Annotated in this window: 24 protein-coding genes (1 of these 24 cut by a window edge); 17 read left to right on the forward strand and 7 right to left on the reverse strand. The window is 66.1% G+C overall.

What is annotated here, in order from left to right:
- Nucleotides 1-201: 201 nt before the first annotated feature.
- The 5 genes from STE01S_RS09785 to STE01S_RS09805 all read left to right on the forward strand — a co-directional run bounded on the left by STE01S_RS09785 (nt 202) and on the right by STE01S_RS09805 (nt 6,430).
- Complete coding sequence (locus STE01S_RS09785; protein WP_062767389.1) at nt 202-954, forward strand: alpha/beta fold hydrolase; 753 nt, start codon at nt 202-204, stop codon at nt 952-954.
- Nucleotides 955-1,030: 76 nt separating this feature from the next.
- On the forward strand, nt 1,031-2,875 hold the full coding sequence (locus STE01S_RS09790; protein ID WP_062767391.1) for a M2 family metallopeptidase: 1,845 nt from the start codon (nt 1,031-1,033) through the stop codon (nt 2,873-2,875).
- Between the two features lie 153 nt (nt 2,876-3,028).
- Nucleotides 3,029-4,624 (forward strand): helicase HerA-like domain-containing protein, encoded by a 1,596-nt coding sequence (locus tag STE01S_RS09795; RefSeq protein WP_062767393.1) that lies wholly within the window; start codon nt 3,029-3,031, stop codon nt 4,622-4,624.
- A complete protein-coding gene (locus STE01S_RS09800) occupies nt 4,621-5,073 on the forward strand; it encodes a hypothetical protein (RefSeq protein ID WP_062767395.1) in 453 nt (150 codons plus the stop codon). The genes STE01S_RS09795 and STE01S_RS09800 overlap by 4 nt, the downstream gene beginning before the upstream one ends.
- Before the next feature lie 70 nt (nt 5,074-5,143).
- Nucleotides 5,144-6,430, forward strand: coding sequence for a cytochrome P450 (locus STE01S_RS09805; protein WP_062767397.1), 1,287 nt, complete (start codon nt 5,144-5,146; stop codon nt 6,428-6,430).
- A gap of 175 nt (nt 6,431-6,605) precedes the next feature.
- Here the strand turns inward: STE01S_RS09805 and STE01S_RS09810 are convergent, their stop codons facing one another.
- A complete protein-coding gene (locus tag STE01S_RS09810) occupies nt 6,606-7,016 on the reverse strand; it encodes an acyl-CoA thioesterase (protein WP_003041952.1) in 411 nt (136 codons plus the stop codon).
- Between the two features lie 104 nt (nt 7,017-7,120).
- The gene (queF, locus tag STE01S_RS09815) at nt 7,121-7,591 is read right to left on the reverse strand and encodes a preQ(1) synthase (protein WP_062767399.1); all 471 of its coding nucleotides are present in this window, start codon (nt 7,589-7,591) and stop codon (nt 7,121-7,123) included.
- Nucleotides 7,592-7,713: 122 nt separating this feature from the next.
- Here queF and STE01S_RS09820 point away from each other — a divergent pair, with 122 nt between their 5' ends.
- From STE01S_RS09820 to STE01S_RS09835, 4 genes are all read left to right on the forward strand, one after another.
- Nucleotides 7,714-9,153 carry a hypothetical protein gene (locus STE01S_RS09820; protein WP_062767401.1) on the forward strand — a complete coding sequence of 480 codons (1,440 nt, stop codon included), beginning with the start codon at nt 7,714-7,716 and terminating at the stop codon, nt 9,151-9,153.
- A 209-nt stretch (nt 9,154-9,362) separates the two neighbouring features.
- Nucleotides 9,363-10,205 (forward strand): 3-mercaptopyruvate sulfurtransferase, encoded by an 843-nt coding sequence (sseA, locus tag STE01S_RS09825; RefSeq protein ID WP_062767403.1) that lies wholly within the window; start codon nt 9,363-9,365, stop codon nt 10,203-10,205.
- A 7-nt stretch (nt 10,206-10,212) separates the two neighbouring features.
- Nucleotides 10,213-11,430, forward strand: a complete 1,218-nt coding sequence (gene metC, locus STE01S_RS09830; protein ID WP_062767405.1) for a cystathionine beta-lyase — start codon at nt 10,213-10,215, stop codon at nt 11,428-11,430.
- Entirely contained in the window at nt 11,427-12,737 is a 1,311-nt protein-coding gene (locus STE01S_RS09835) for a mechanosensitive ion channel family protein (RefSeq protein WP_062767407.1), read from the forward strand. The genes metC and STE01S_RS09835 overlap by 4 nt, the downstream gene beginning before the upstream one ends.
- 18 nt (nt 12,738-12,755) lie before the next feature.
- Here the strand turns inward: STE01S_RS09835 and ppa are convergent, their stop codons facing one another.
- Both ppa and STE01S_RS09845 read right to left on the reverse strand, forming a co-directional pair.
- Entirely contained in the window at nt 12,756-13,292 is a 537-nt protein-coding gene (gene ppa, locus STE01S_RS09840) for an inorganic diphosphatase (protein WP_003041938.1), read from the reverse strand.
- Nucleotides 13,293-13,386: 94 nt separating this feature from the next.
- Complete coding sequence (locus STE01S_RS09845) at nt 13,387-15,324, reverse strand: M61 family metallopeptidase (RefSeq protein ID WP_062767409.1); 1,938 nt, start codon at nt 15,322-15,324, stop codon at nt 13,387-13,389.
- A 96-nt stretch (nt 15,325-15,420) separates the two neighbouring features.
- On the opposite strand from STE01S_RS09845, the gene hisS reads away from it, so the two are divergent.
- The 6 genes from hisS to STE01S_RS09875 all read left to right on the forward strand — a co-directional run bounded on the left by hisS (nt 15,421) and on the right by STE01S_RS09875 (nt 22,688).
- Nucleotides 15,421-16,668, forward strand: a complete 1,248-nt coding sequence (hisS, locus tag STE01S_RS09850) for a histidine--tRNA ligase (RefSeq protein ID WP_062767427.1) — start codon at nt 15,421-15,423, stop codon at nt 16,666-16,668.
- Nucleotides 16,668-17,738 carry a peptide chain release factor 1 gene (gene prfA, locus STE01S_RS09855; protein ID WP_003041930.1) on the forward strand — a complete coding sequence of 357 codons (1,071 nt, stop codon included), beginning with the start codon at nt 16,668-16,670 and terminating at the stop codon, nt 17,736-17,738. The genes hisS and prfA overlap by 1 nt, the downstream gene beginning before the upstream one ends.
- A complete protein-coding gene (gene prmC, locus STE01S_RS09860; protein WP_174531832.1) occupies nt 17,731-18,579 on the forward strand; it encodes a peptide chain release factor N(5)-glutamine methyltransferase in 849 nt (282 codons plus the stop codon). The genes prfA and prmC overlap by 8 nt, the downstream gene beginning before the upstream one ends.
- Nucleotides 18,580-18,825: 246 nt before the next feature.
- Complete coding sequence (locus STE01S_RS09865) at nt 18,826-19,620, forward strand: DUF4167 domain-containing protein (protein WP_062767415.1); 795 nt, start codon at nt 18,826-18,828, stop codon at nt 19,618-19,620.
- 81 nt (nt 19,621-19,701) lie between these two features.
- On the forward strand, nt 19,702-21,090 hold the full coding sequence (locus STE01S_RS09870; protein ID WP_120694173.1) for a DUF4139 domain-containing protein: 1,389 nt from the start codon (nt 19,702-19,704) through the stop codon (nt 21,088-21,090).
- Nucleotides 21,091-21,098: 8 nt separating this feature from the next.
- Complete coding sequence (locus STE01S_RS09875) at nt 21,099-22,688, forward strand: DUF4139 domain-containing protein (RefSeq protein ID WP_174531833.1); 1,590 nt, start codon at nt 21,099-21,101, stop codon at nt 22,686-22,688.
- 6 nt (nt 22,689-22,694) lie between these two features.
- Here the strand turns inward: STE01S_RS09875 and STE01S_RS09880 are convergent, their stop codons facing one another.
- Both STE01S_RS09880 and STE01S_RS09885 read right to left on the reverse strand, forming a co-directional pair.
- Complete coding sequence (locus STE01S_RS09880; RefSeq protein WP_003041896.1) at nt 22,695-23,072, reverse strand: acyl-CoA thioesterase; 378 nt, start codon at nt 23,070-23,072, stop codon at nt 22,695-22,697.
- A complete protein-coding gene (locus tag STE01S_RS09885) occupies nt 23,069-23,371 on the reverse strand; it encodes a hypothetical protein (protein ID WP_062767433.1) in 303 nt (100 codons plus the stop codon). The genes STE01S_RS09880 and STE01S_RS09885 overlap by 4 nt, the downstream gene beginning before the upstream one ends.
- 132 nt (nt 23,372-23,503) lie before the next feature.
- On the opposite strand from STE01S_RS09885, the gene STE01S_RS09890 reads away from it, so the two are divergent.
- Nucleotides 23,504-23,929 carry a CBS domain-containing protein gene (locus tag STE01S_RS09890; RefSeq protein ID WP_058812366.1) on the forward strand — a complete coding sequence of 142 codons (426 nt, stop codon included), beginning with the start codon at nt 23,504-23,506 and terminating at the stop codon, nt 23,927-23,929.
- A 54-nt stretch (nt 23,930-23,983) separates the two neighbouring features.
- Nucleotides 23,984-24,913: a hypothetical protein gene (locus STE01S_RS09895; RefSeq protein WP_062767420.1), complete on the forward strand. Its 930-nt coding sequence runs from the start codon at nt 23,984-23,986 to the stop codon at nt 24,911-24,913.
- Nucleotides 24,914-24,928: 15 nt separating this feature from the next.
- On the opposite strand, the gene STE01S_RS09900 is transcribed toward STE01S_RS09895, so the two are convergent.
- Nucleotides 24,929-26,304, reverse strand: the 3' portion of a protein-coding gene (locus STE01S_RS09900) for an oligosaccharide flippase family protein (RefSeq protein ID WP_082657386.1). Its footprint extends 151 nt past the window's final position; the window shows 1,376 of its 1,527 coding nt (coding positions 152-1,527); its start codon lies off the right edge, out of view — the gene reads right to left on this strand; its stop codon occupies nt 24,929-24,931.

The following is a 26,304-nucleotide window of genomic DNA, read 5'->3' on the forward strand; positions in this document are numbered from 1 at the left end:
GGGCTTTACAGCACCAACGGCGGCTTTTGACGCTCTGGGCCCCGGCTTTTGCCGGGGAGCACGAGCGGTTAGCGGCGAAGTCCGCTTCCCACCTCAAAACCGCCATGCGCGCGGCGCGGCCGGTGTCGGCAAGTCCATGCGAACACCGCATGAAGGTCGCGGCCGCTTGCCCTTGCGCGTCTTCCCCGCATAAGGACGGGCATGAGCATCGAACCGCAATTTTTCGACGCGCGCGACGGGGTGCGCCTGGCCTGGCGGGAAATGGGAGAAGGTCGGCCGATCCTGTTGCTGCATGGGCTGTTTTCCAGTGCCGAAGTCAACTGGATCAAATTCGGCACCGCAGCGCGAATCGCGCGCGCGGGATATCATGTCATCATGCCCGACCTGCGCGTCCACGGATCGAGCGCGGCGCCGCATGGGGCGGAGCATTATCCTTCCGACATATTGGTGGATGACCTGCAGGATCTGGTCGCGCATCTCGATCTTGCCGATTTCGACCTTGGCGGCTTCTCGCTCGGTGCGCGAACAAGCGTGCGCGCGGTCGTTGCGGGGATGCGCCCGGCGCGCCTGATCCTCGGCGGCATGGGGCTCGCGGGGCTCGCGGGGTGGCAGCGGCGCGGGCGTTTCTTCAAGCGCGTGATCGCCGAATATGACAGCGCGAAGCGCGGCGACGACACATGGCTGTCGATCCAGTTCATGAAAACGATGAAGATCGACCGTGTCGCGGCGGGGCTTCTGCTCGACAGCTTCACCGACACGCCGCCCGAAGCGCTGGCGGCGATCACCATGCCGACGCTGGTGGTGTGCGGCGAACAGGATCACGATAATGGTTCGGCGCCCGAGCTGGTCGCGGCGCTGGCCGATGCCCAACTCGCGACGATCCCCGGCACGCACATGTCGAGCGTCACCGAGCCCGAGCTGGGTGAGGCGATCGCGGCCTTTCTGACCGCTTGACCCCCCGGCGCCGACGCGCCAAGCTGGTTTTACGGCGCCGCAGAGCGCACCCCCAAAGTCCAGAGGATTGCACCCCATGAAAGCCATGATTTCGACTATGTCGCTTGCCCTGTCGCTCGCGCTCGCCGCACCGGCATATGCGCAGGACAATGCCGCCGCGACCGCGGCCCCCGCCGCCACGCCGACCGCGGCCGACGCCGATGCCTTCATCGCCGCCGTCGAGAAGGATCTGTTCGACTATACGGTCGAGGCGAGCCAAGTGAACTGGGTCAACGCCACCTACATCACCGACGACACCGACGCGATGGCGGCGCGGATCAATGCCGTGGGGACCGAAAAGTCGGTCAAATATGCACTCGAAGCCGCGAAATATATGGATGTGCCGGGGCTCAGCGCCGATACGAAGCGCAAGCTCGACATCCTGCGCACCGGCCTTGTCCTTCCCGCGCCGACCAAGCCCGGCGCCGCGACCGAGCTCAACACGATCGCGACCGACCTGCAATCGCAATATGGCAAGGGCCGCGGCACGCTCGACGGCAAGGAAATCTCGGGCTCGGATATCGAGGCGGAGATGGGCAATCTCCAGCACACGCCCGCCGAATTCGCCGAAATGTGGACGAGCTGGCACGATAATGTCGGCGCGCCGATGAAGGATGATTATGCGCGCATGGTCGCGATCGCCAACGAAGGCGCGAAGGAACTCGGCTTTGCCGATACCGGCGCGATGTGGCGGTCGGGCTATGACATGTCGCCCGAGGATTTCGCCAAGACGACCGAGAGATTGTGGCAGGAAGTGAAGCCGCTCTACATGGCGCTTCACACCTATGTCCGCTGGAAACTCAACGAGAAATATGGCGATGCGGTGCAGCCGAAAACCGGCCCGATCCGCGCCGACCTGCTCGGCAATATGTGGGCGCAGGAATGGGGCAATATCTACCCGCTCGTCGCGCCGCCGGGATCGGGCGACCTTGGTTACGACATTGGCGATCTGCTCAAGGAAAAGGGCAAGGCGCCGCTCGACATGGTCAAGGCGGGCGAGAATTTCTATTCCTCGCTCGGCTTCGCGAAGCTGCCCGACACCTTCTGGAAGCGCAGCCAGTTCCTGAAGCCCGCCGACCGCGAAGTCGTGTGCCATGCCTCGGCCTGGGACGTCGACAACAAGGACGACATCCGCATCAAGATGTGCATCAAGGTGAACAGCGACGATTTCGTCACCATCCACCACGAGCTTGGCCACAACTATTATCAGCGCGCCTATAACAAGCAGCCGTTCCTCTATCTGAACGGCGCCAACGATGGCTTCCACGAAGCGATCGGCGATTTCATCGCGCTGTCGATCACCCCGCAATATCTGGTCGACATCGGCCTGCTCGACAAGGCGAAGGTGCCGAGCGCCGACAAGGATATCGGCTTGCTGCTGCGTCAGGCGATGGACAAGGTCGCCTTCCTGCCCTTCGGCCTGCTCGTCGACCGCTGGCGCTGGGGCGTGTTCGACGGGTCGATCAAGCCCGCCGATTACAACAAGGCCTGGACCCAGCTTCGCCTGCAATATCAGGGCATCACGCCGCCGGTCGCGCGCCCCGACACCGCGTTTGACCCGGGCGCCAAATATCATATCCCCGGCAACACGCCCTACACCCGCTATTTCCTGGCGCGCGTGCTGCAGTTCCAATTCTATCAGGCGGCGTGCAAGCAGGCGGGATGGAAGGGCCCGCTCCACCGTTGCTCCTTCTATGGCAACAAAGAAGTGGGGCAGAAGCTGAACGCGATGCTCGAAATGGGCGCCTCCAAGCCCTGGCCTGACGCGCTCGAGGTCTTCACCGGCAGCCGCGACATGTCGGGCAAGGCGATGATGGAATATTTCGCCCCGCTCAAGAAATGGCTCGACGAACAGAATAAGGGCAAGCCGTCGGGCTGGTAAGGCACGCGGAACCGCAAGCAAGGGACCGGAAAGCCATCTTTCCGGTCCCTTTGCATGTCGGCCGGGTACGGGCCGCCGCCGCTTTGCCGATTGCCTGATTTCCTGCGCCGTTCTAGGCTCTTGGCCGGGTGCCCAGAGCGGAGGAATGCAGCAGTGAGCGACGGCAACGAAGCGACCGAAATCTACATCGGACTCGGCGGAGGCGGTGCGCCCGACGGGCCGCGCCAGTCGCTGGTGCTGAAGCGCGCGAACCGCCACGGGCTGATCGCGGGCGCGACCGGGACCGGCAAGACGGTGACGCTGCAGGGACTGGCCGAAGGTTTCTCGGCGGTCGGCGTGCCGGTCTTCGTTGCCGACGTGAAGGGCGACCTGTCGGGCCTCGCGATGGCGGGCAGTCCGACATCGAAACTGCACGAGGTCTTTGCCAAACGCGCGGCCGAAATCGGCGACAGCGACTGGGCCTATCACGACAATCCGGCGATCTTCTGGGACCTGTTCGGCGAACAGGGCCACCCCATCCGCACCACCATTTCCGAAATGGGGCCGCTGCTGCTCGCGCGGCTGATGGATCTCAACGAGGTGCAGGAAGGGGTCTTGTCGATCGCCTTTCGCGTCGCCGACGAACAGAATCTGCTGCTGCTCGATATGGGCGATTTGCAGGCGATGCTCGCCTGGTGCGCCGAAAATGCCGGCGATCTGTCGACCAAATATGGCAATGTGACCAAGGCAACGGTGGGGACGATCCAGCGCCAGCTTTTATCGCTGCAAAGCCAGGGCGGCGACCATTTCTTCGGCGAACCCGCGCTGGACATCATGGATATGATCCAGTGCGACGACAAGGGCCGCGGCTATGTGAACATTCTTGCCGCCGACAAGCTGATGGCCAGTCCGAAGCTTTATGCGACCTTCCTGCTCTGGCTGCTGTCCGAGATGTTCGAGACGCTTCCCGAGATCGGCGATCCCGACAAGCCGAAGCTCGTCTTCTTCTTTGACGAAGCGCATCTGCTGTTCGACGATGCGCCGCCCGCGCTCGTCGACAAGATCGAACAGGTCGTGCGCCTGATCCGCTCGAAAGGCGTCGGCGTCTATTTCGTGACGCAGAACCCGATCGATGTGCCCGAAGAAGTTGCGGGGCAGCTCGGCAACCGCGTCCAGCACGCGCTGCGCGCCTTCACCCCGCGCGACCAGAAGGCGGTGAAGGCGGCGGCCGACACCTTCCGGCCCAATCCCAAGGTCGATGTCGCACGCGAGATCACCGAGCTCAAGGTCGGCGAGGCGCTGGTCTCGCTGCTGATGGCCGACGGCGCGCCCTCTCCGGTCGAGCGCACGCTGATCAAGCCGCCCTGCTCGCGCGCCGGTCCGCTCGATCCCAAGGAGCGCGCGATCATCCAGTCGATCTCGCCGGTCGCGGGCAAATATGACACGCTGGTCAATCGCGAAAGCGCCGAAGAGCTGCTCGCCGCCAAGGCCGAGCAGGCGCAGGCCGCCGCCGCCGAAGCCAGGGCGCAGGAGGAAGCCGACAAGGCGGCGGCAATCGCAGCGAAGGAAGAGGCCAAGCGCAAGGCCGCCGACGAGCGCGTCCGCCTGCAACAGGAACGCGCGGCGGCGCGCGAGGCGGCGAAGCCGAGCATGGCCGAAAAGATGATGGAGTCGGCGGCGCGCTCCGCTGCGACGAGTCTCGGCCGGCAGGTTGCGGGCAAGTTCGGCGGCCAGCTGATGCGCGGCATATTGGGCAGCCTGTTCAAATGACCGCCAGGGATGCCGCGCGGATGGAGGCGGCGCTGCTCGCCGTTGCCGACGCGGGCATCGACATTCGCCATGCGCTGTTCGACCGGTTCCTCAATGCCTTCCCGCAACGACGCGCCGCTTTCCTGAACCTCGATGCGGCGTCGCGGCGCATGACCGACGAGACATTGCAGGCGATGTTCGGGCTGGCGCAGGGTGAGGGCTGGGTCTGGCCGCAGATTGCCGAACTGGTGGTAACGCATCGCAACTATGGGACGCTGACGGCGGCCGAATATGACGCCTTCGTCGATATGGCGGTCGATGCGCTTGCTGTGGCGGCGGGCGCCGCATGGGACGCGGATTGCGACGCCGCGTGGCGCCGTCAGGCCGCGGCGCTCAAGGCGATGATCCACCGCGCGCTCGCCGAATGGCAGGCGGCGCTTCCCGAGGTGCGCCGCCGGGCAGCTGGCTGACCCGCGCCCACGTTTGCGGCGCGTTTTATTGCATCTCGACAGGGGCCAAGGCTTCGGGCAATTTGGTTGCATGACAAAACCTATATTGCCTGGAGAGGTAGCCGCCGCCGTCGTCGATCCCGTCGCTTACGGGGCATGGGATGGCTTGCACCAACAGCTTGCCTGGGCGCGCGCCAATGCGCCGCTCGCGGTGGCCGAGAACCCGGACTATGATCCTTTCTGGCTGGTGACGCGGCACGCCGACGTTATGGCGATCGGCCGCGACCCGCAGCGCTTTGCCAATGCGGTGCGCCCGACCGTGCTGACCAATCGCGATGGCGAGGCGCTGGCGCGTGCCGCGACGCCGGGCAACGACGGGCATCTGATTCGCTCGCTCGTCCAGATGGATGCGCCCGACCATATGAAATACCGGCTGCTGACGCAGAGCTGGTTCATGCCCAAGAATCTGAAGCAGGTCGAAGACCGCATCCGCCAGATCGCGCGCGAGACGGTCGACAAATTGCTCGCGACCGGCGGCGAATGCGATTTCGCGCGCGACGTCGCGGCGCATTATCCGCTGCATGTCGTGATGGACATATTGGGCGTGCCGCCGGAAGACGAGCCGCGGATGCTGATGCTGACCCAGCAATTGTTCGGATCGACCGACCCCGACCTCAACCGCAGCCGCGAGGCGATCACCAGCGCCGAACAGGCGATCGCGATGCTCCACTATGTCATCGCCGATTTCGAAAATTACTTCCGCGAACTGACCGCCGACCGCCGCGCCAACCCGCGTCAGGATATTGCGACGGTGATCGCCAATGCGACGATCGATGGCGGCCAGATTCCCGACCGCGAACTTGCGGGCTATTATATGATCATCGCGACGGCAGGGCACGACACGACGAGTGCGTCGACCGCCGGCGCGATCATGGAGCTGGCAAAGAATCCGGCGCTTTTCGAACGCTTTCGCGCCGCCGACAGCGACAAGGCGGGGCTGATCGAAGAGGCGATCCGCTGGACGACGCCGGTGCAGCATTTCATGCGCACCGCACGGGCCGATGTCGAGATCGGCGGGCAGCAGATCCGCGAAGGCGACTGGCTGATGCTCAACTATGTCTCGGCCAATCGCGACGAAGCGGTGTTCGGCGACGCCTTTGCCTTCGACCCCGACCGCGCGAAGAACCAGCAGATCGCCTTCGGCTTCGGCGCGCATGTGTGCCTCGGCCAGCATCTGGCGCGTATGGAAATGCGGATCATGATGGAAGAATTGCTACCGCGCCTGAAAAAGCTGGAGCTCGCGGGCGAGCCGGCGCGCGTCGAGTCGGTGTTCGTCGGCGGCTTGAAGCGCCTGCCGATCCGGTTCGAAGCGGCGTAGGGAGCTGCAAGCGACCGCAGTCTGCGAAGTTCACCGAAGGAATGAGAGTCCCGCGACGGTATTATGTTCCCCGGCGAAAGCCGGGGTCCAGGGCTTTAGAGTTCCAACGTCGGCGTTCGACGCTCTGGACCCCGGCTTTCGCCGGGGAACACGAAGCTGTCGCAAAGACGCTGCCCTAAACCCTCTCGCCCGGAAAGAAGCGTGCGATCACGTCGCTGGCAAGGCGCGCCGGGCGCAGCGTTTCGGCGTCGATGCAGCACCAGCTCGATTTGACTTCGGCAAGCACCTCTTCGCCACGCTTGATGATCGTTTCATAGAAGGCGCGCGCGCCCTGGACCTTTTCCAGGATCACCGTCGCGATGACCTCATCGTCCAGAAAGGCGGGGCGGCGATAAGTGATTTCATGCTTCAGCGCGACCCACAGATGCTGGGCAACCGCCTCGGGCGGCGCGATCTTGCGCCAGTGCGACAGGACGGCATCCTGCACCCAGCTCAGATAATGGGCGTTGTTGACGTGGCCCATGAAGTCGATGACGTCGGGGCCGACGGTGATGTCATGGTCGTGGGGAAGCGCAGCGCTGCTCATATCGTTGACACTAGTGTCAACAATTGGTGACGGAAAGATGAAATCCGATTCTTTTCTGGTCCGGTCTCGGGAAGGGCCATCTTCGACGTCGGCGAAGCAGGCACTCAGCCGCGGCCGCGATAGGGGGCGACCCCCTGATCGGGCAGCCACAGCCCCTGGGGCGGCGGCCCCGATTGCCAGAACACGTCGATAGGAATGCCGCCGCGCGGATACCAATAGCCGCCGATGCGCAGCCATTGCGGCTGCATCTCGTCGAACAGGCGGCGGCCGATACCGACGGTGCAGTCTTCGTGAAAGCCCGCATGATTGCGGAAGGAGCCGAGGAACAGCTTGAGGCTTTTCGATTCGACGATCGTTTCGCCCGGCGCATAGTCGATCACCAGATGCGCAAAGTCGGGCTGCCCGGTGACGGGGCAGAGCGAGGTGAATTCGGGCGCGGCAAAGCGCACGAGATACAGCTCGCCGGGGCGCGGATTGGGTACATAGTCGAGCGATGCCGCCTCGGGCGAGGCAGGCAGTTCACTCGATTGGCCGAGATGTTTGGGCTGAAGCGGCGTATGGCTGGAATCACTCATGGCTTTCGTCTAGTGCGGCGCGCAGCCGATGTCACCGTCGATCGGGACGGGATGGCGGCGCGAAGCGCCCGTGCGGTACGCAAGGCGCAGGCCATACAGAGTTTTCGGGATCGCATAACATCATGACGAAGCGGAGTTTCGGGCGGACAGCGAAGATGGCGCGGCTATCGACCGCCGCGCTGACGGCGGTGTTGATTGCGGGCGCGGCGGGAACGCCGGCGCTGGCGCAACAGGACGAAACGCCCGCCCCGACCCCGGCGCCATCGGCCACCAGTCCGTCGACCTTCCGCCTGCCGTCGACCAACGATGGCCGCACCACGGGGATGCAGGGTCCGGCGGACAATGGTATTCCGCCGCTTGCGCCGGGCGAGCGCCGCGGGACTCCGGCACCGACGCCTGCGCCGACCGTGGTGGTTCCCACGCGCCCTGCGACCGCGCCGACGACCCAGCGTCCGACCGCGACAACGCCCGCGCCGACCCCGGCACCGACCCCGACGCGCCGCGATACGCCCGCCGCGGCATCGACGCGCCCGCCTTCCGCGACGCCGACGCCCGCGCCGACCCCGGCACCGACCGCGTCGCAGGACGCGCCCGCTGCGACCCCGCCGTCCGACGATGCCGCCACGCTGCCGGGCTTCACCAGCGATCCGACGAGCGCGGCGGGCACGCTCGACGCGCCGGTGCAGCCGTCGGACGAGGCGGCCGGTCCGGCGGCGCCGATCGACAAGGGCGCGGTGCCGATCTGGGCGTGGCTGCTCGCCGGGCTCGCCGCTGCCGGGGCAGGGCTATGGTATTGGCGCCGCCGTCCGGCGCCCGCCGCTGACGCCCCGGCAGATTATGATCAGCCCTCGCCGCCCCCCGCACCGCGTGCCGCCGTTCCTGCGCCGCGCGCCGCCGCGCCGCAGCCAGCACCGCGGCCTGCTCCTCCGGCGCCGCAACCCGCGCCGCAACCGGATCGTGCGCCCCAGCCGCAATTCCGTCCGACGCCGCTTCCGGTTGCCTCGCCGCCCGTTCCCTCCCCGCTCGTCACGCGCCCGGCGGCCGAACGACGTGCGCAGGTGTCGATGGCGTTCGAGGTGCGCGACATTCGCCTGACGTCCGAGCATCTGGTCGTGTCCTTCACGCTCAACCTGCTCAACGAGGGGCTGCTCGACGCCACCGGTCTGCTCGTCCGTATTGCGCTCCATCAGGCGTCGGCGATGCCCGAAGCGGTGCTCGCGCGCTTTTTCGACGGGGCGGGGGGCAGCGTGCTGCGCGACGACATGACATTGGCGGCAGGCGCGGGCGAGGCGCTGACGACCGAGGTCATGTTGCCGCGCGCGATCGTCGAGCCGCTGGTGATCGGCGGCCGCCCGATGCTCATCCCGGTCATCGCGCTAGACGTCACCTATCATTGGGATGGCCCGGGCGAGGCTTTTGGCCAGAATGCCGGCAGTTTCGTGCTCGGCCGCGAACAGGGGAGCAGCGGTAGCGACAAGCTGGCGCCGCTGCCCTTCGATCGCCCGATGCTGGTCATTGACCGCCCCGGTGCACGCACGACCGCCGTGCGCCGGATGCAGTGATTCCCCGCATCGCGCGGGCGCCACGCTCTGCGTTGCCTCCGCTTTTGTGTTGCGGCGCAGCATTGACTGGGGCAGAGCGCCACTGCGCTTGAAAAAGCGCAGGTGGGGGCATAGGCTGATGTTCCCCGGAAAGATTAAGAGCCACAGCAGGATGGCCGGCGGAGGGAATGGATAGAAGGTCCACCGCCCGGTCGTAACAGGAGCATGACATGGACGCCTTGGTTTCTACCGAATGGCTGGAACGCGAACTGGGGGCATCGGACCTGCGGGTTGTCGATGCGACGAAATTCATGGCGGGAACCGACCGCGACGCGCGCGCCGAATATGAAGCCGGCCATATCCCCGGCGCGGTGTTCATGGACCTGACCGAACTGGCCGACACGACGAGCGTGGTCGAAAATATGGCACCGCCGCCCGAAAAATTCGCAAGCCGCATGCAGTCGCTCGGCCTCGGCGACGGCAGCCGGATCGTGATCTATGACGACAGCCCCCTCAAGAGCGCGGCGCGTGCCTGGTGGCTGCTCAAACTGTTCGGCGCGCATGATGTCGCGCTGCTCGACGGCGGCCTCGCCAAGTGGAAGGCCGAAGGACGCCCGCTCGAAATGGGCAAGCAGACGCTGCGCCACCGTCACTTTACCGTATGGCGCGACGCGAAGGCCGTCCGCACCAAGGATCAGATGCTCGCCAATGTCGATGGCGGCACCGAACAGGTCGTCGACGCGCGCCCGGCGGCGCGCTTCACGGGCGAGGAACGCGATCCGCGTCCGGGCATGGCACCGGGACATATCCCCGGTTCGCGCAGCCTGCCGCACGGCCAGCTGTTCAACGACGATGGCACGTGGAAGCAGGGCGATGCGCTGAAGGCGGCTTTTGATGCCGCCGGGATCGATCTCGACAAGCCGCTCGTCGCAACTTGCGGCAGCGGCATGACCGCGACCGTCCTCGCCTTTGGCGCGCACCTGCTCGGCAAGGATGATGTCGCCGTCTATGACGGCAGCTGGAGCGAATGGGGCGCCGACGCGGCGACCCCGAAAGCGACCGGCGCGGCCTGACCGGGCGGTGGCCGGCCCGGCGGATAAGGATGATCGACGCCGCCCCGCGACGAAGCTCGTCCAGGGCGGGCGGCGGCCCGAATGGACGGGCGACCCCCGGCTTGGCGGGGGCATCGTCAATCCGCCGGTCTGGCGTGCCTCGACGATCCTATACGACAGCATCGCCGATCTGAAGGCGCGCGGCCATGCGACGCACGACAAGCTCTATTATGGCCGCCGCGGCACGCCGACGGTGTGGGCGCTGGCCGACGCGCTGACCGAACTCGAACCGGGTGCGGAGGGCACGCTGCTCTATCCTTCGGGCGTTGCGGCGATATCGGCGGGGCTGCTAGCGCTGCTGGCGCCGGGCGATCATCTGCTGATGGTCGACAGCGCCTATGAACCGACGCGGAGCTTTTGCGACGGCATGCTCGCGCGGTTCGGTGTGCGGACCAGCTATTATGATCCGTGCGTCGGCGCGCGCATCGCCGATCTGATCGAACCCGAAACGCGGCTGATCTTCCTCGAATCGCCGGGCAGCCTGACCTTCGAGGTGCAGGATGTACCCGCGATCGCGCGCATTGCCCGTGAACACGGCATCGTGACGATGCTCGACAACACCTGGGCGACCCCGCTGCTCTTTCCGGCGATCGCGCATGGCATCGACGTGACGATGATGAGCCTGACCAAATATGTTGGCGGTCATTCAGACGCGATGATGGGCTCGCTCACCGCGACGCGCAGCCTCTGGCCGCGGCTGCGGCAGGCGACCTATCAGCTCGGCCATTCGGTATCGCCCGACGATTGCGCGCTGATGCTGCGCGGGCTGCGCACGCTGGATGTGCGGCTGGAGCGACACGGCGCCAATGCGCTTGCGGTGGCGCGATGGCTTGCGGCGCGGCCCGAGGTCGGGCGCATTCTCTACCCGGCGCTGGCGGACGATCCGGGCCATGCGCTTTGGACGCGCGATTTTTCGGGGGCGAGCGGCCTGTTCGGCTTTACGCTGAAAGGCGCCGACGATGCTGCACGCGCGCGCTTTATCGACGCGCTCACCCTGTTCGGCATCGGTTTCAGCTGGGGCGGCTTCGAAAGCCTGGTGGTGCCAAGCGATCCGCAGGCGATTCGCACCGCGACCGACTGGACCGACCCCGATGCGCTGCTGCGTCTGTCGATCGGGCTCGAGGATCCGGCCGACCTGATCGCCGATCTCGAACGGGGATTCGCGGCGCTCGGCGGCGCATCATGATGGACGCGCTGCTCGTCCGGCTGGGCTTACCGCGCATGGCGGAGGCCCAGTTGGCCGAGCTCGGCGTCGCTGCGATGATCGCCGGGGCCGCGTTGATCGTTGGCTGGACGCTGAAGGTCCGGCTCGGGCCGCGGCTGGCCGACTGGCTTCATGGCCGCGAACTCCATTCGCGCGGGCCGCTGACCGAACGAGCGCCCGCGATTCTCGGCTGGCTGATCGCACTTCTGATCGCCGGAATTGGCTGGAGCGTCTGGGCCTGGACGCCCTATCCCGCTCTGCTGCTGGGGCTAGTGCTCGCTTTCTCGGCCGCGTCGACGGCGCGCAATCTGGTGCTGGGTGTCGGGCTGGGCCGCGTGCCGGCGCTGATGCTGGCGGCGGGGCTTTTCGTGGCGCTGTTGTCGCATGTCGTCGGCGGACTGGCGACCCTGCAGGACCGGCTCGATGCGATCGGCTTCAGCGCCGGGCGCATGCATGTTTCGCTGCTGTCGCTCATCAATATCGCGCTGACGGCGCTGGTGCTGTTCCTGCTGGTGCGTATCGCCAACCGGGTCGTGCGGCGCGTCGTGCGCGGCGGTCCTGACCTTGATCCCACGCAGCAATTGCTGGTCGAAAAGATCGCGAGCGTCGTGATCGTCATCGCCGCCTTCTTCGTCGGCATCGACCTGCTCGGCATCGACCTGACCGCCTTTGCGGTCTTTTCGGGCGCGCTCGGGCTGGCGGTCGGTTTCGGCCTGCAAAAGACGTTCGGCAATCTGATCGCCGGGATCATCCTGCTGATGGACCGGTCGATCAAGCCGGGCGACGTCATCGTCGTCGCCGATGCGGTGGGACGGGTGAACAAGATCGGGGTGCGCGCGGTGTCGGTCATCACGCGCGACGGCAAGGAACATCTGATTCCGAACGAGCTGCTGATGACCGAGCGGGTCGAGAACTGGAGTTATTCGAGCCGCGAAGTGCGAATCAAGATGGCGGTCGGCGTCAGCTATGACAGCGATCTGCGGCTGGCGCAGCGGTTGATGCTCGAGGCCGCCGACGAAGCGCCGCGCGTTCTAAAAAAACCCGCCCCGGTGTGCTGGATCACCGGCTTCGGCGACAGCGCGGTCAACCATGAACTGCGGCTGTGGATTTCAGACCCCGAAGGCGGGCTCGGCAATATCCAGGGCGACGTCTTTTTGCGCATCTGGGACAAGTTCAAGGCGGCGGGAATCGAAATTCCCTTTCCGCAGCGCGACGTCCATGTCCGCTCGCTACCCGAAAAAACGCCCGCTACGGCAAAGCCGAAGCGGGCGTCTCGAAAGCCGGACTGAGCGATACCGCCGCCCGCGTCAGAATCCCTTGGCCTTGGCGCGTTCGATCCCTTGGAGAATGATCGCCTTGGCTTCATCGACGTCGCCCCAACCGCCGAGCTTCACCCATTTTCCGGGTTCGAGATCCTTGTAGTGCGCAAAGAAATGCTCGATCTGCTGCAGCACGATCGGCGGCATGTCGGAGTAGCTTGCGACGTTCGCATAATAAGGAAAGGTCGAATTGACCGGCACGCACAGAAGCTTTTCATCGCCGCCGCCATCGTCTTCCATCTTGAGGACGCCGATCGGGCGGCATTTGACGACCGCACCGGCAACGACCGGCGACCGCGCAACCACCAAGGCATCGAGCGGATCGCCGTCTTCGCCCAGCGTATGCGGAATGAAGCCGTAATTGGCGGGATAGCGCATCGGCGTGTGAAGGAAGCGATCGACGAACAGCGCGCCCGACGCCTTGTCGAATTCATATTTCACCGGCTCGCCGCCGATCGGCACTTCGATCAGCACGTTCAGGCTGTCGGGCGGACTGTCGCCGGCGGGGATCAAGTCGATGCGCATGGGAGAGTTTCCTTGTTTCGTGATTTGCGCGCGCCTTTAGCGCCCGTGGGCGCCGAAAGTCGAGGCCATTACGACCAAAGATAGGCCGGCGCGATCAGAGCGCGCGTTTGGGCGCGAGCAGCTGGTCGAACCAGTCGGGGCCCGTGCCGACCTTTTCGAGGTGCGGCCAGCGCAGCCCGCCATGATAGTCGATCTCGACCGTCCGGTAGCGGCCGCCGCGTTCGACGAGCAGCCGAACCGGCGTCTTGCCGTCGGCGGCGGCACGGATCGCCGCCTCCAGCCGCTCGCGGTTATAGGCCATGCCGTCGACCGCCAGGATTTTGGTGCCGTTGATGATGTCGGCGCGAAAGGCGGGGCCGTCCCACAGGATACTGCCGGCGACGCCGTCCTTGTCCACGGTAATGCCCAGCGAATGGGTGAGGTCGAAATTCTTCGCCCGCGCCATCCGCGCCCGGTCATAGGCATTGGGGGCATCGCGCCAGACGAGGCGGTAGCCCGCCTTCTCGATACCGCCGATGGGCGCCGGCTGGCCGGGTTCTTGAAGCCGCGTGCGCAGGAACTTGTCCCAGTCATAGGGATAGACGGCGTTGAGCGCCGCGACGACATCGGCAAAATTATAGGTAACCTCGCCCCAGTCGCCGTCGCGGCCGCCGAAGAAGCCGCGCGCGAAATCGTCGAGGCTCTTGGCATTGTTGGTCGCGCCGCGGATCAGCATGTCGGCCTCGAGCCAGACAAGCGAGCCTTCGTTGTAATAATCCTCGGTGCGCGTCGCGCTGGGGAAGGGGCGCGGCTTGCGCGCCGCGATCACCGGATCGAGCGTCGTATCCTCGACCGATCGCCATGCGCGACCCGGCTGGACGCTGTAGAAGGCGGCGTTGCTCGCCCATTCGCCAAGGATCGTGTCCTTCGACTGCATCCCCGACCGGCCGGCGAGGACCAGATCCCAGAAGCTCGTCTGCCCTTCATAGACCCACAGCAGATTGCCCTGCATCGGGGTGCGATAGTCGGGGGTCCATAATTTGTCGGGGCGGCGATATTTGCCGTTCCAGCTATGCACGAATTCGTGCGGCAGCAGCCCGCGATCCGAATCGCCATCGTCCCATTTGGTGAAATAGTCGGTGCCGCGGCTGTTCTCGCTGCTGCGATGATGCTCGAGGCCAATGCCGCCCAGCTCGTCGGTCAGGGCGAGCAGAAATTCGTAGCGGTCGAAATGCTTCGTCCCGAACAGCGCCAGCGTTTCCGACACCAGCGCCGCGTGGCGCGCGATCTGGTCGGGCGTCGCGTCGAGATATTTGGCCTCGTCGGCGACGACGTTCAGCGTGACATTCTGACCCAGATCCCATTTGCGGAAATAGCGCCCCGCAAACATCGGGCTGTCGATCAGCGTTTCATAGCTCGTCGGCGCATAGCTGTAACGGTTGCCCGAAATCTTGAGCCCGTCGAGCGCGGCGGAGCCGGTCCAGCCCTCGGGAAGCGTCAGGTCGAGCTGGACCGGAATCTGGCGGGTGAAATAGCCCGCGGGGTACATGCTGACCTGTTCCCATTGCAGGTTCATCATCGTCGGAGTCACCACGACCCGGCCTTCGCTGCTGCGCGTTGGCGACAGGAAATCGAAGGCGATATCGATGCTCTTGGTGCCGGCGGGCACGTCGATGTCGAAGGCGTAGACGTCGGTCGGCTGCCGTGTCCAGCCGAGCGGCTTGCCGCCGGCGCTTGCCTTGAACCCGGCGATTTCGGCAATCGCGCCGCGCGGCGCATGCTTGCCGGGAAGCCATTGCGGATAGAGCAGGGTGAATTTGCCCGCACGCGGCACCGGAATCGTCTGGCGCACGCGATAGATGCCGCGCGCGAAGTCGGTCGCATCGACCTTGAGCAGCATCGTGCCGGGATAGGGCTTGTCCGCGGGCAGCGGGATTACGTGCGGCTGCACCACTGGCTGCGGGCGGCTGTTGGCATCCTGGGCAGCGGTGGCGGATGCGAACAGGGCGGGGGCCGCAATCAGCGCGGCGGCGACGGACGGTGCTTTTTTCATGGGCAGCGACTCTGCCGCCAAATGCCGCCGCCGTCCAGCGCGGGCTTGCGCAAGCGCGCTTTGCCTTTCGACGAAAAAAGATTAGACGCGCGGCGCATGAGCAAGGACAAAAACGCAAAGATCAGCGTCCCCCAACCGGTGCGCGGCACCCAGGACATGCTCGGCGATTTCGCCGACCGCTTTGCGCATGTCGTCGATGCGTTCGACCGGGTACGCCGCCTCTATGGTTTCAAGCGCGTCGAGGTGCCGGTGATCGAGCCGACCGCGGTGTTCGCCCGCTCGCTCGGCGAAACGACCGACGTCGTGTCGAAGGAAATGTATTCGTTCGAGGATCGCGGCGGCGAATCGATCACGCTGCGCCCCGAATTCACCGCCGGCATCGCGCGCGCTTATATCACCAATGGCTGGCAGCAGTTCGCGCCGCTGAAGGTTGCGACGCACGGGCCGCTGTTCCGGTACGAGCGCCCGCAGAAGGGTCGCTACCGCCAGTTTCACCAGCTCGACGCCGAAGTGATCGGCAGCGACAGCCCGCTCGCCGATGCCGAACTGCTGGTGTTCGCCGACCAGCTTCTGAAGGAGCTTGGCGTCGCCGAAGGCGTGACGCTGACGCTCAACACGCTCGGCGATGCGGCGAGCCGCGATGCCTGGCGCGCGGCGCTGGTCGAGCATTTCATGGGCCATCGCGCCGATCTGTCCGAAGACAGCCTGGCGCGGCTCGACAAGAATCCGCTGCGGATCTTGGACAGCAAGGATCCGCGCGACCGCCCGATCGCCGACAGCGCGCCCGATATCGACGCCTTTCTGACGAGCGAGGCACAGGATTTCTTCGGCGCCGTAACCGCCGGGCTCGACGCCGCGGGCGTCGAGTGGGAACGCAACGCGCGGCTGGTGCGCGGGCTCGACTATTACCGCCACACTGCCTTCGAATTCGTCACCGACCGGCTGGGCGCGCAGGGCACGGTGCTCGGCGGCGGCCGCTATGACGGGCTGATCGAAGCACTCGGCGGCCCCCCGACCGCAGCCGTCGGCTGGGCGGCGGGGATCGAGCGGTTGGCGATGTTGCTTGGCGACGATGTGATCGACACGCGGCTCGACGCGGTGATTGCGGTCGAGGAAGATGGCCAGCTTGCGCTTGCAATGCGGGCTCTTGCAGCGCTTCGTATCGGAGGCTTTGCAACCGAAATTGTGGCGACCGGGTCGCCGCGCAAGCGTTTCGACAAGGCGGCAAAAATTCCGGCGCAAGCGCTGGTGTCCATCGGCGCGCGCGACGGTTCGCCGTACGTCAACGTGCGCGGCGACGGAGAACGGGTGCGCGCGATCGAGGCGCTCGTCCGCGCGCTCTGATGACCACCGTTTCCGCCAAGCAGATCGACGCGATCATCGAACGGCATGCGGCGCTGCAGGCGCGCATGGCGACGGGCGATATGGCGCCCGCTGATTTTGTCGCGGCGTCGAAGGAATTTGCCGAGCTTGAACCGGTCGCCAAGGCAGCGGCCGAAGTGACGCGGCTGCGCGGTGAGCTGGTGTTGCTCACCGAAATGCTCGCCGATCCCGAGATGAAGGCGATGGCCGCCGAGGAGATCGCGGCGGTCGAGGAAGCGCTGCCCGCCGCCGAGCATGATCTTGCCATCAAGCTGCTACCCAAGGATGTTGCCGACGAACGCGCCGCGATGCTCGAAATCCGCGCCGGCACCGGCGGCGACGAAGCAGCGCTGTTCGCGGGCGACCTTTTGCGCATGTACAGCCGCTATGCCGACAGCCAGGGCTGGAAGGTCGAAATCATCTCGGCCAACGAGGCCGAGGTCGGCGGCTACAAGGAAGTCGTCGCGTCGGTCAGCGGGCAGGGCGTCTTCGCGAAGCTCAAGTTCGAAAGCGGCGTCCACCGCGTCCAGCGCGTCCCCGTCACCGAAAGCGGCGGACGCATCCACACGAGCGCTGCGACCGTCGCGGTGCTGCCCGAGGCCGAAGAGGTCGACGTCGCGATCAACGACAACGACCTCAAGATCGATATCTACCGCGCGTCGGGCGCGGGCGGACAGCACGTCAACACGACCGATTCGGCGATCCGCATCACACATATTCCGACCGGGCTTGTCGTGATCCAGCAGGACCAGCGCAGCCAGCACAAGAATCGCGCCAAGGCGATGCAGGTGCTGCGTGCGCGGCTCTATGATCTCGAGCGCGAGAAGATCCACAGCGCCGAGGCGTCGGCGCGCAAGTCGATGGTCGGGTCGGGCGACCGGTCGGAGCGCATCCGCACCTATAATTTCCCGCAAGGCCGCGTCACCGATCACCGCATCAACCTGACGCTCCACCGTCTGCCCGAGATATTGGAAGGGCAGATGGACGAACTGATCGACGCGCTGATCGCCGAGGATCAGGCGCAGCGGCTGGCGGGGCTTGCCGATGGCTGACCGGCGCGGCGAGGTGGACAATAATCTCCGCACCGCGACCAATCTCCTGTCGGCGACGAGCGACACGCCCCGGCTCGATGCCGAATTGCTGATGGCGCACGCGCTCGGGATCGACCGCCAGGCCCTGTTGCTCGATTCTTCGCGCTATGAGGTGCCCGAGAGTTTCGTGCAGCTGGTCGCGCGGCGCATGGGTAACGAGCCGATCGCCTATATTGTCGGCTATCGCGATTTCTGGACGATCCGCGTCGAAGTGGGGCCCGGCGTGCTGATTCCGCGGCCCGACAGCGAAACGCTGATCGAGGTCGCCATCGACATTGCGCGCGAGCGTGGGGCGGGCTGGCCGCGCGCCATTCTCGATCTCGGCACCGGTCCGGGAACGCTGCTGCTCGCGGCGCTCGACGTCTTTCGGGGCGCGACCGGGCTGGGCGTCGATGCGTCCGAACAGGCGCTTGCCTATGCCCGCGACAATGCGGAAGCGCTGGGCGTCGCGGCGCGGGCAAGCTTCCGCTCCGGCGACTGGGCGGCGGGGCTCGACGGCGCGTTCGACCTCATATTGTGCAATCCGCCCTATATCGCCGACGACGAGGCGCTGATGTCCGACGTTGCCGATCATGAACCCGCCGAGGCGCTGTTTGCGGGTGCCGACGGGCTCGACGACTATCGCCGGATCATTCCCGATCTGCCGCGGCTGCTCGCTCCGGGCGGGGCCACGATCCTTGAAATCGGGCACACGCAACGCATATCGGTGTCGGAACTGGCCGAGGCGGCGGGTTTCGCCGTCGCCTGTCGCCGCGACCTCGGCGGCCGCGATCGGGCTCTGGTGCTGACCCGGCCCGAATGATGCAGCGCAAGAATTTGCTTGGTTTCCGCCGCAAAGCCCTGTAGGGGCGGCCTACAGACCCGAGCGGGAACCTTCATTGGTCCGGCCGGTCTGCTTCCCACTTGCGATGCTGGTGCGGGGCCTTGGCCCGGCGCAGGCGGTAAGGGCAAAAACCGCGCGGCAAGCGCGGGCGCGGCGCGCAAATGGCGCGGTCGGCCAAAAGGGGTTGGCGTAGCTTATCAGCTTATCAGGATGTCTCAGTTGAACATGAACAACCGGCAGAGCGGTCGCCGTCGCGGCCGCAACAATAACAACAACCGTTCGCAGTCGGGTGGCGGCCGCGGCGGTGTCGACCAGGCCAATCGTATCGACAGCCGGGCGCGCGGCAACGCGGCGCAGATGATCGAGAAATACAAAAATCTCGCGCGCGACGCCCAGCTTTCGGGCGACCGTGTCCAGACCGAATATTATCTTCAGTTTGCCGACCATTATTTCCGCGTGCACAGCGATTTCCGCGCCCGCCAGGAAGAACGGAACGGCGGCCCGTCGGATCGCAACGATCGCCAGCGTGAAATCCGCGGCGTCGAGGATTTCGACGCGCACGATGACACCGATCTCGATAGCGACGGCAATGACGGCGACGGCGATCAGAGCGAGAGCCGCGACCGCCAGAGCGACGACAATCGCGGCAACCGCCGCGATCGCGACCGCAACAATGACCGCACCAATGATCGCGGCAATGACCGGGGCAACCGTCGCAACAATCGCGATGCGGCACGCGGCGATGACGACGCCGGTGGCGATGGCGAGAGCACGACCGAAGCCGAAGCGAGCGAAGAGGCTGCACCGGCGCCGCGCCGCCGCGGCCCGCGCCGCGCCCGGCCCGAAGCCGCTGCCGAAGACAGCAGCAGCATCGACAGCGCCGCGCTGCCCCCCGCAATCGGGCGCAGCGAACGCGCCGCCGAGGCCGAAACCGCCGACGCCGATGCGCCTGCGCCGAAGGCGCGCCGCACCCGCCGCACGCTCGCCGCGCGCGACACCGGGGTCGAAGCGGCCGAATAAGCCCGCGATTTCGCACTGGTTTTTACCGGCGACATGACCTAGCCTCCCGCCATCGTTCGCGATGGCTGGGGGAGAATATCGATGCGCCGGTTGGTCTTGGCTTTGGGTCCGGTGATGCTCGCCGGCCTTGCATATCCGGCCTTGGCGCAGGACAGCGACCCTGCCACCGCGCAGGGCGATGTCGCGGTTACCATCTATAATAATGGCCAGTCGCTGGTGCAGGATGCGCGCCAGCTCTCGGTCGCGCGCGGCCGCAACCGGATCGAATTTCCCGACGTATCGGCGCGCATCCGGCCCGAGACGGTGACGCTCTCGGGCGCCGGGCTCTCGATCGTCGAGCAGAATTTCGATTTCGACCTGCTCACCCCCGACAAGCTGATGGACAAGGCGGTCGGCCAGTCGGTGACGCTGGTCCGCACCAATCCCGCGACCGGCGCCGAAAAGAGCGAGCGGGCCAAGGTGCTCGCTGCGAACGGCGGCATCGTGCTGCAGATCGGCGACCGGATCGAGGTGCTGCGCGACGACGGCCTGCCGGTGCGCACCGTGTTCGACCGCCTGCCGCCCAATTTGCGCGCGCGGCCGACGCTGTCGGTGACGGTCGACGCTGCCGAAGCGGGCGCGGTGCCGGCTCGGCTTTCCTATCTGACGCCCAATCTGGGTTGGACTGCCGATTATGTCGCGCTGTTCGACGCGGCGAAGGGCGCGATGGACCTTCAGGGCTGGGTGACGCTGACCAACACGACCGGTACGACCTTCACCAATGCGCGCACCCTTTTGGTGGCGGGCAATCCCAATGGCGGCGGTGGCGGCTTCACCCGGCTTGCCGGGACGATGGACAGCGCGGGCACCGAATCGAACGACCGCGAGCGGCTGGGCGACTATTATCTCTATCCGCTGCCCGCACGCACCACGATCGCCAATGCGCAGCAGAAACAGGTCAGCTTCCTCGACGTGAAGGGGGCGCCGGCGAAATCGACCTATGAATTCACCAATCGCTGGCTCGGCAGCAGCAACGATCCGGTCAGCGCGGCAAGCGTGCTGCGCTTTTCGACCTCGCGTCAGGGCGGGCTCGGCGACCAGCTGCCCGCGGGAACGATCCGCGTCTATATGCGCGACGCGCGCGGCGACCCGCAATTCATCGGCGAAAATCGCATCGATCATACCCCGATGGGTTCGGCGATGTCGCTGCGCACCGGCGACGCGTTCGATGTGAAGGTGCTGCCCACCATCGTCTCGCGCACGCGCAAGGGCGATTCGCGCTGGGTGACGAAGATGAAATATACGCTCAGCAACGCCCGGCCGGGTCCGATCACGGTCCAGCTGGCGCAGGACGGGCTGTGGGGCGATGTGCGGATCGTCGACGAAAGCCTGAAGAGCGAACGCGTCTCCGCCGACCGCGTCGAATGGCAGGTGCCGGTCCCCGCCAACGGCAAGGCCGACGTCACCGTCACTTTCGACACCCGCTATTGAGCTGCGGCGTGGCGCGCGGCTGGCCGCTGTTGATCTGGGCCGCGGCGCTGTTGGCGCCGCCGCCGGCGCTTGCGCAGACCGAGCGGCCGATCGTCGTTTCGGCGGCGGCGCAGGATGTCGCGGTCACCGTCTATCGTGCGCCGAATCGCGGCAGCGGGCCGATCGATCCGCGCTGGCCGCGCGGCTTTGCCTTCATCACCGAAAGCCGACGCGTGACGCTGCCCGCCGGGGTGTCGGTGGTGCGGTTCGAAGGCGTGGCCGAAGGACTGCTCCCCGAAACCGCGGTGGTCAGCGGGCTTCCCGACGGGGTGATCGAAAAGAACCGCGATGCTCGCCTGCTTTCCCCCGCCGGGCTGGTCGATGCTTATCTGAAGCGCAGCGTGACGCTTCGCCGCACCAATTTGAAGACCGGCAAGGCGGTGGAGCAGGAGGCGGTGATCCAGGCCGGGCCGAATGGCGGGGTCATCGTGGAAACCGCGAACGGGATCGAGGCACTGGGCTGTTCGGGGCTGCCCGAACGCATGCTCTATCCGCGCGTCCCCAAGGATCTATCGCCGCGCCCGACGCTGTCGGTGCTTGTCGAAAGCACGGCGCCGCGCACCGTCACCATCCAGCTCCTCTATCTGGCCGAAGGGTTCGACTGGGCGGCCAATTATGTCGCGAATCGCGGTGCCGACGGCAAGACGCTCGACCTTACGGGGTGGGTGACGGTCGCCAATGGCGGCGTGACGAGCTTTTCGAATGCCCAGCTCAACGTCATCGCCGGGCGGCTCAGCAAGATGTACAGCCCGCCGCTGCCGCGCAGCACGCCGGGGCCGCTGGTGCTCAAATGCTGGCCGATGGATATCACGAGCACGCACCCCTATTGGGAGCTGCCGCCGATCGAGGCATATGACGGCTTTGATGCCGGTTTGGTAGAGGAAGTGGTTGTGACGGGCTCCCGGATCGATCGTCGCGCCCGGGCCATGGCGCCGCCCGCTCCAGCTGCACCTCCTCCTCCGCCGCCGCCTCCGCCGCCACCTCCCGAGGATCTTGGCGACCTCAAATTCTATCGCATCCCCTTTCGCGTCGATGTCGCGGCAAAGGGACAGAAGCAGGTGGCGCTGCTCGCGCGGGGCGGGGTTGCGGCCGAACAGCTCTATGCGGGGTCACTCTATAATTATGGCAATGGGCGACCGCAGCCGCTGACGACCCGGCTGCGGGTGCAGAATCGCAAGGCGGACGGGCTTGGCCTCGCGCTTCCCGCCGGGGCGGCGATGGTCTTCGAAACGTTCGCTGGCGAGCCGTTGCTCGTTGGCGAGGCGAAAATCGGCGACAAGGCCGAGGGCGAGCGCGTCGATTATGATCTGGGGGCGAGTCCCGCGGTCCAGTATCGCACCGTCGTGCTTCCCGATTCGGATGCCGACCACCGGCTGTGGCAGGTGACGCTGACCAATGCGCGCCCGACCGACGCCGAGGTGGAATTGCTCATTCCCTTTGCCATCGACCCCGCACCCGAAGGATGGGAGCGGCGCGGCAACAGCTGGGTCTGGCGCGTCCGCGTTCCCGCGAACGACCGCATCGAACAAAGCTTTCGCGAAAACCGCAAGGGCGGTTGAGGCCGATCAGGCCGGCGGCAGCGGACGTGGCCGGTGATTCTCGTCGAGCGCGACGAAGGTGAACAGTCCTTCGGTGACCTTCACCTGCTCTTCGCCGCGGCCGCGGGTCGCGATCACCTCGATCCGGATACCCATCGAGGTGCGGCCGCGCCGTTCGAGATGGGCATAGACCGAGATGATGTCGCGCAGCAGGATCGGCGCGATGAATTCCATCGCCTCGATCGCCACCGTCGCGGTCGGCCCCTGCGCGATTCGCGCGGCGACAATGCCGCCCGCAATATCCATCTGCGCCAGCACCCAGCCGCCGAAGATATGGCCGTTGCTGTTGATGTCGGCCGGCTGCGGCACGACACGCAATATGGGGTCGCGGGGATTGTCGGTCATGGATTGAGGTCCGGGTCGTCCTTGAAGGGGTCGTCGATCGATTCGTCGTGGCCGCTGCCGCTCGACAGGAATACAAGTCCCATCAGCGCCGCGCCGAGCATGACCGACAGGCCGACGCCCGCCGCGGTCGCGATCATCATGTGGATCGTCAGCGCCTCGCCCATGGTGAAGCGCAGCCAGCTCAGCGCGCCGACCACGGCGAGCAGCGAGACGATGCTCATCCCGCGCATCAGCCGGCGATAGCGCGCCCAGGCGACGTTCGAGGTATCGCGATTGTCGAGTGGCGAAGGTTTGACCATGCGCGCCTCCATGAACCAAGCCGCGGGCAAGGCCAAGCGGTAATGGCGGCGTTCCGTTCGTTTCGCGCCCACCGCGAATCATGATAGACTGCGCGCGCAACGACAGGACAATCGGGAAAGGAGCGCCAGCGGATGACGATCGGAGCGATTCTTCAGGGGCGGAGCGGCACGGTGATCGCGGCGCGGACCGACGATTTGGTGCGCGCGGTTGTCGACCTGCTCGCCCAGCATCGGATCGGTGCGGTGCCGGTTCTCGACGGCGATTCGCTGGTCGGCATATTTTCCGAACGCGATTTCGTGCGCCTCGTCGCCTCCTACGGTCCCGAGGCGCTCGACCGCCGACTCGATGAGGTAATGACGCGATCGCCGGTGACCTGCGGTCCGGACATGGCGGTGATCGGCGCGCTGTCGCAGATGACGCAGAAGCGGATTCGCCATTTGCCGGTGGTCGATGGCAGCGGTCTGGTCGGATTCGTGTCGATCGGCGACCTCGTCAAATATCGAATCGACAAGATCGAGGCCGAGGCAGCGGCGATGCGCGACTATATCGCCGGCTGACCCGCTGCTTCACCTCCTATTGAAAATTAATCGGTTGGCGGTAACGCGGAGCCTATGAAGCGCGTCGTCGACCGGATCCAGTGGCATCGCAAGCAATGGGCGCATCGGCGGCTGGCCGCCGGCGTGCTCGAGGCACGCCCGATCGTGCCTGCCGACGACGGCGTCATCTATTTCTCGATGATCGGTACGCGCGTGCTGCTGCCCTATCTCGTGTCGATCAAGTCGCTGTGGCACCAGGTGCCGCGCGGCCGTGTCGTGATTCTGGATGACGGCACGCTGACCGATGCTGACCGCAAACTGCTCGCCCATCATCTCGGCGATCCCGAGATCCGGGCGATCGCGGCGGTCGATACCGGCGATTGTCCGCGCGGCGGGACGTGGGAGCGGCTGCTGACCATCCTCGACCTGCGCGCCGACGCCTATGTCATCCAGGTCGATTCGGACACGGTGACGGTGGGCCCGCTTCCCGAAGTCGCGGCGGCGATCGATGCCGGGCGCAGCTTTACGTTGAAGGGCGAGGCCGCGTCGCAGATCCTGCCGCTGGCGACGATCGCTGCGCAGGCGATCGAATCGCAGCGCTTCACCAATCCCGCGGCGCATGTGCAGGGGGCAATCGAATCGGGGATGGACCGGCTCGATCTGCCCGAGTTGGCGGCGCCCGCCTATGTGCGCGGCTGTTCGGGGTTCGCAGGCTTCGCGCCGAGCGGCGAGGGACGGCGAATCGCCGAAGCCTTTTCGCGCGAGGCGACGGCGCTGCTCGGCGCCGAACGCTGGGCACAATGGGGTAGCGAGCAGGTGACGTCGAACTTCGTCATCGCGAATCAGCCCGACCCGCTGTTGCTGCCCTATGACCGCTACATCAATTTCTGGAACGAAGGCGTGCCGCCCGATGCGCGCTTCATCCATTTCATCGGGACGCACCGCTTTACCGGCGGCGCCTATGCCGATGCGACGCGACGCGCCGTCGCGATGCTGCCGCGCTGACGCGGCGGCGCCGGATCAGGCCGCGGGATTGCCGCGCGCCATCGCGATCAAGTCGCCAATCGTCTCGCGCGCGAAGAGCATAAGCCCGCCCGCATAGGTCAGCGCGCCGATTCCCACGAGCAGCGCCAAGCGGGGCGCCATCGAAACCGGGGCGAGCAGGTGGCCAGCGACCATCACGGTGACTGCCATCGCCATGGCCACGAGAACCGACGGCAGAATGGCGCCGAGCAGGGCGCCCGCGCGCATCCCGATCACCGGAAGCGATCGCCACGCGGCGAAAGCGAACAGGGCCGGATAGGCGGCGATCCAGGCTGCCGCGATCCCGGCGATTCCCCACTGTCCCCCGACGAGAAAGGCGACCGGCATGATGAGCGCGCCGATCGCGGCGTTGCGCAGCGCGATCTCGGGTCGGCCCATCGCATCGGTCGCCGGTTGCAGCAGGGTGAAGAGCGTCCAGAAAGGCATGGCGATCGCGAGCAGGCGAATCAACGGAATGGCGCCGGCCCATTTGTCGCCGAGCAGGACGAGGACGAGTGGTTCGGCGACGACCGCGAGCCCCAGAAAGAAGGGCATCGCCGCCGCCATGATTGCGCGGACCGCGCGGGCGAAGGGGCGCGCGAGCCCTTCGGCCTCGTCGCGCAGCCGCGAATAGGCGGTGAAGGCGACTTCGTTGAGCGGCGGAATGATCTTGTTATTGAAGATCTGCGTCAGGAACAGCGCGGTCGTGTAAACGCCGACCAGATGCGCGTCGAACAGGCGCCCCGCAACCAATATGTCCGCCTGCGACTGGATGAACCCGAAGAACTGGCCGATGGCGACGAGCCCGCCATAGCGCGCGATCGTGCCGGCGCCGCGGAAATCGAACGACGGCAGCATCCACGACCGCGAGACGATCGTGAAGCCGAGCGCGCGCGTTGTGAACATCGCAATCGGCGCCCAGACGAGCGCCCAGACACCCCATCCCGCGAGCGCGCCGCCAAGGGCTACCGCCGCGCCGATCAGCGAGCAGAGAATGTTGACCTGCGCCTGGCGCCGGAACTCGAGCGCGCGGCCGAGCCGGGCATAGGCGAGCGCGGTGAACGGCGTGGTCAGATAGATGATCGCCTGGACGCGCAGCAGCGTCGCGATTTGCGGCTCCCTGTAATAAGCCGCCGCGAGCGGTGCCGCGGCGATCTGCAACAGGGCAAGGCCGCCGTTGATCAGGAGCAGGAGCCCCAGGGTCTGGCGGAGCTGTTGCGGCGTGACATCGCGCTGCTGGATCACGGCGCTCGCAAGACCATAGCCGTTCAGCATAGTGAACAGCATCAGCATCACCTGCGTCATCGCATAAAGGCCGTAGTCGGCCGGGCTGAGAATCCGGATGACGAGGAAGGTCGCCGCCCAGGCGATCA

This window comes from Sphingopyxis terrae subsp. terrae NBRC 15098 (assembly GCF_001598815.1).
GTDB lineage: Bacteria > Pseudomonadota > Alphaproteobacteria > Sphingomonadales > Sphingomonadaceae > Sphingopyxis > Sphingopyxis terrae.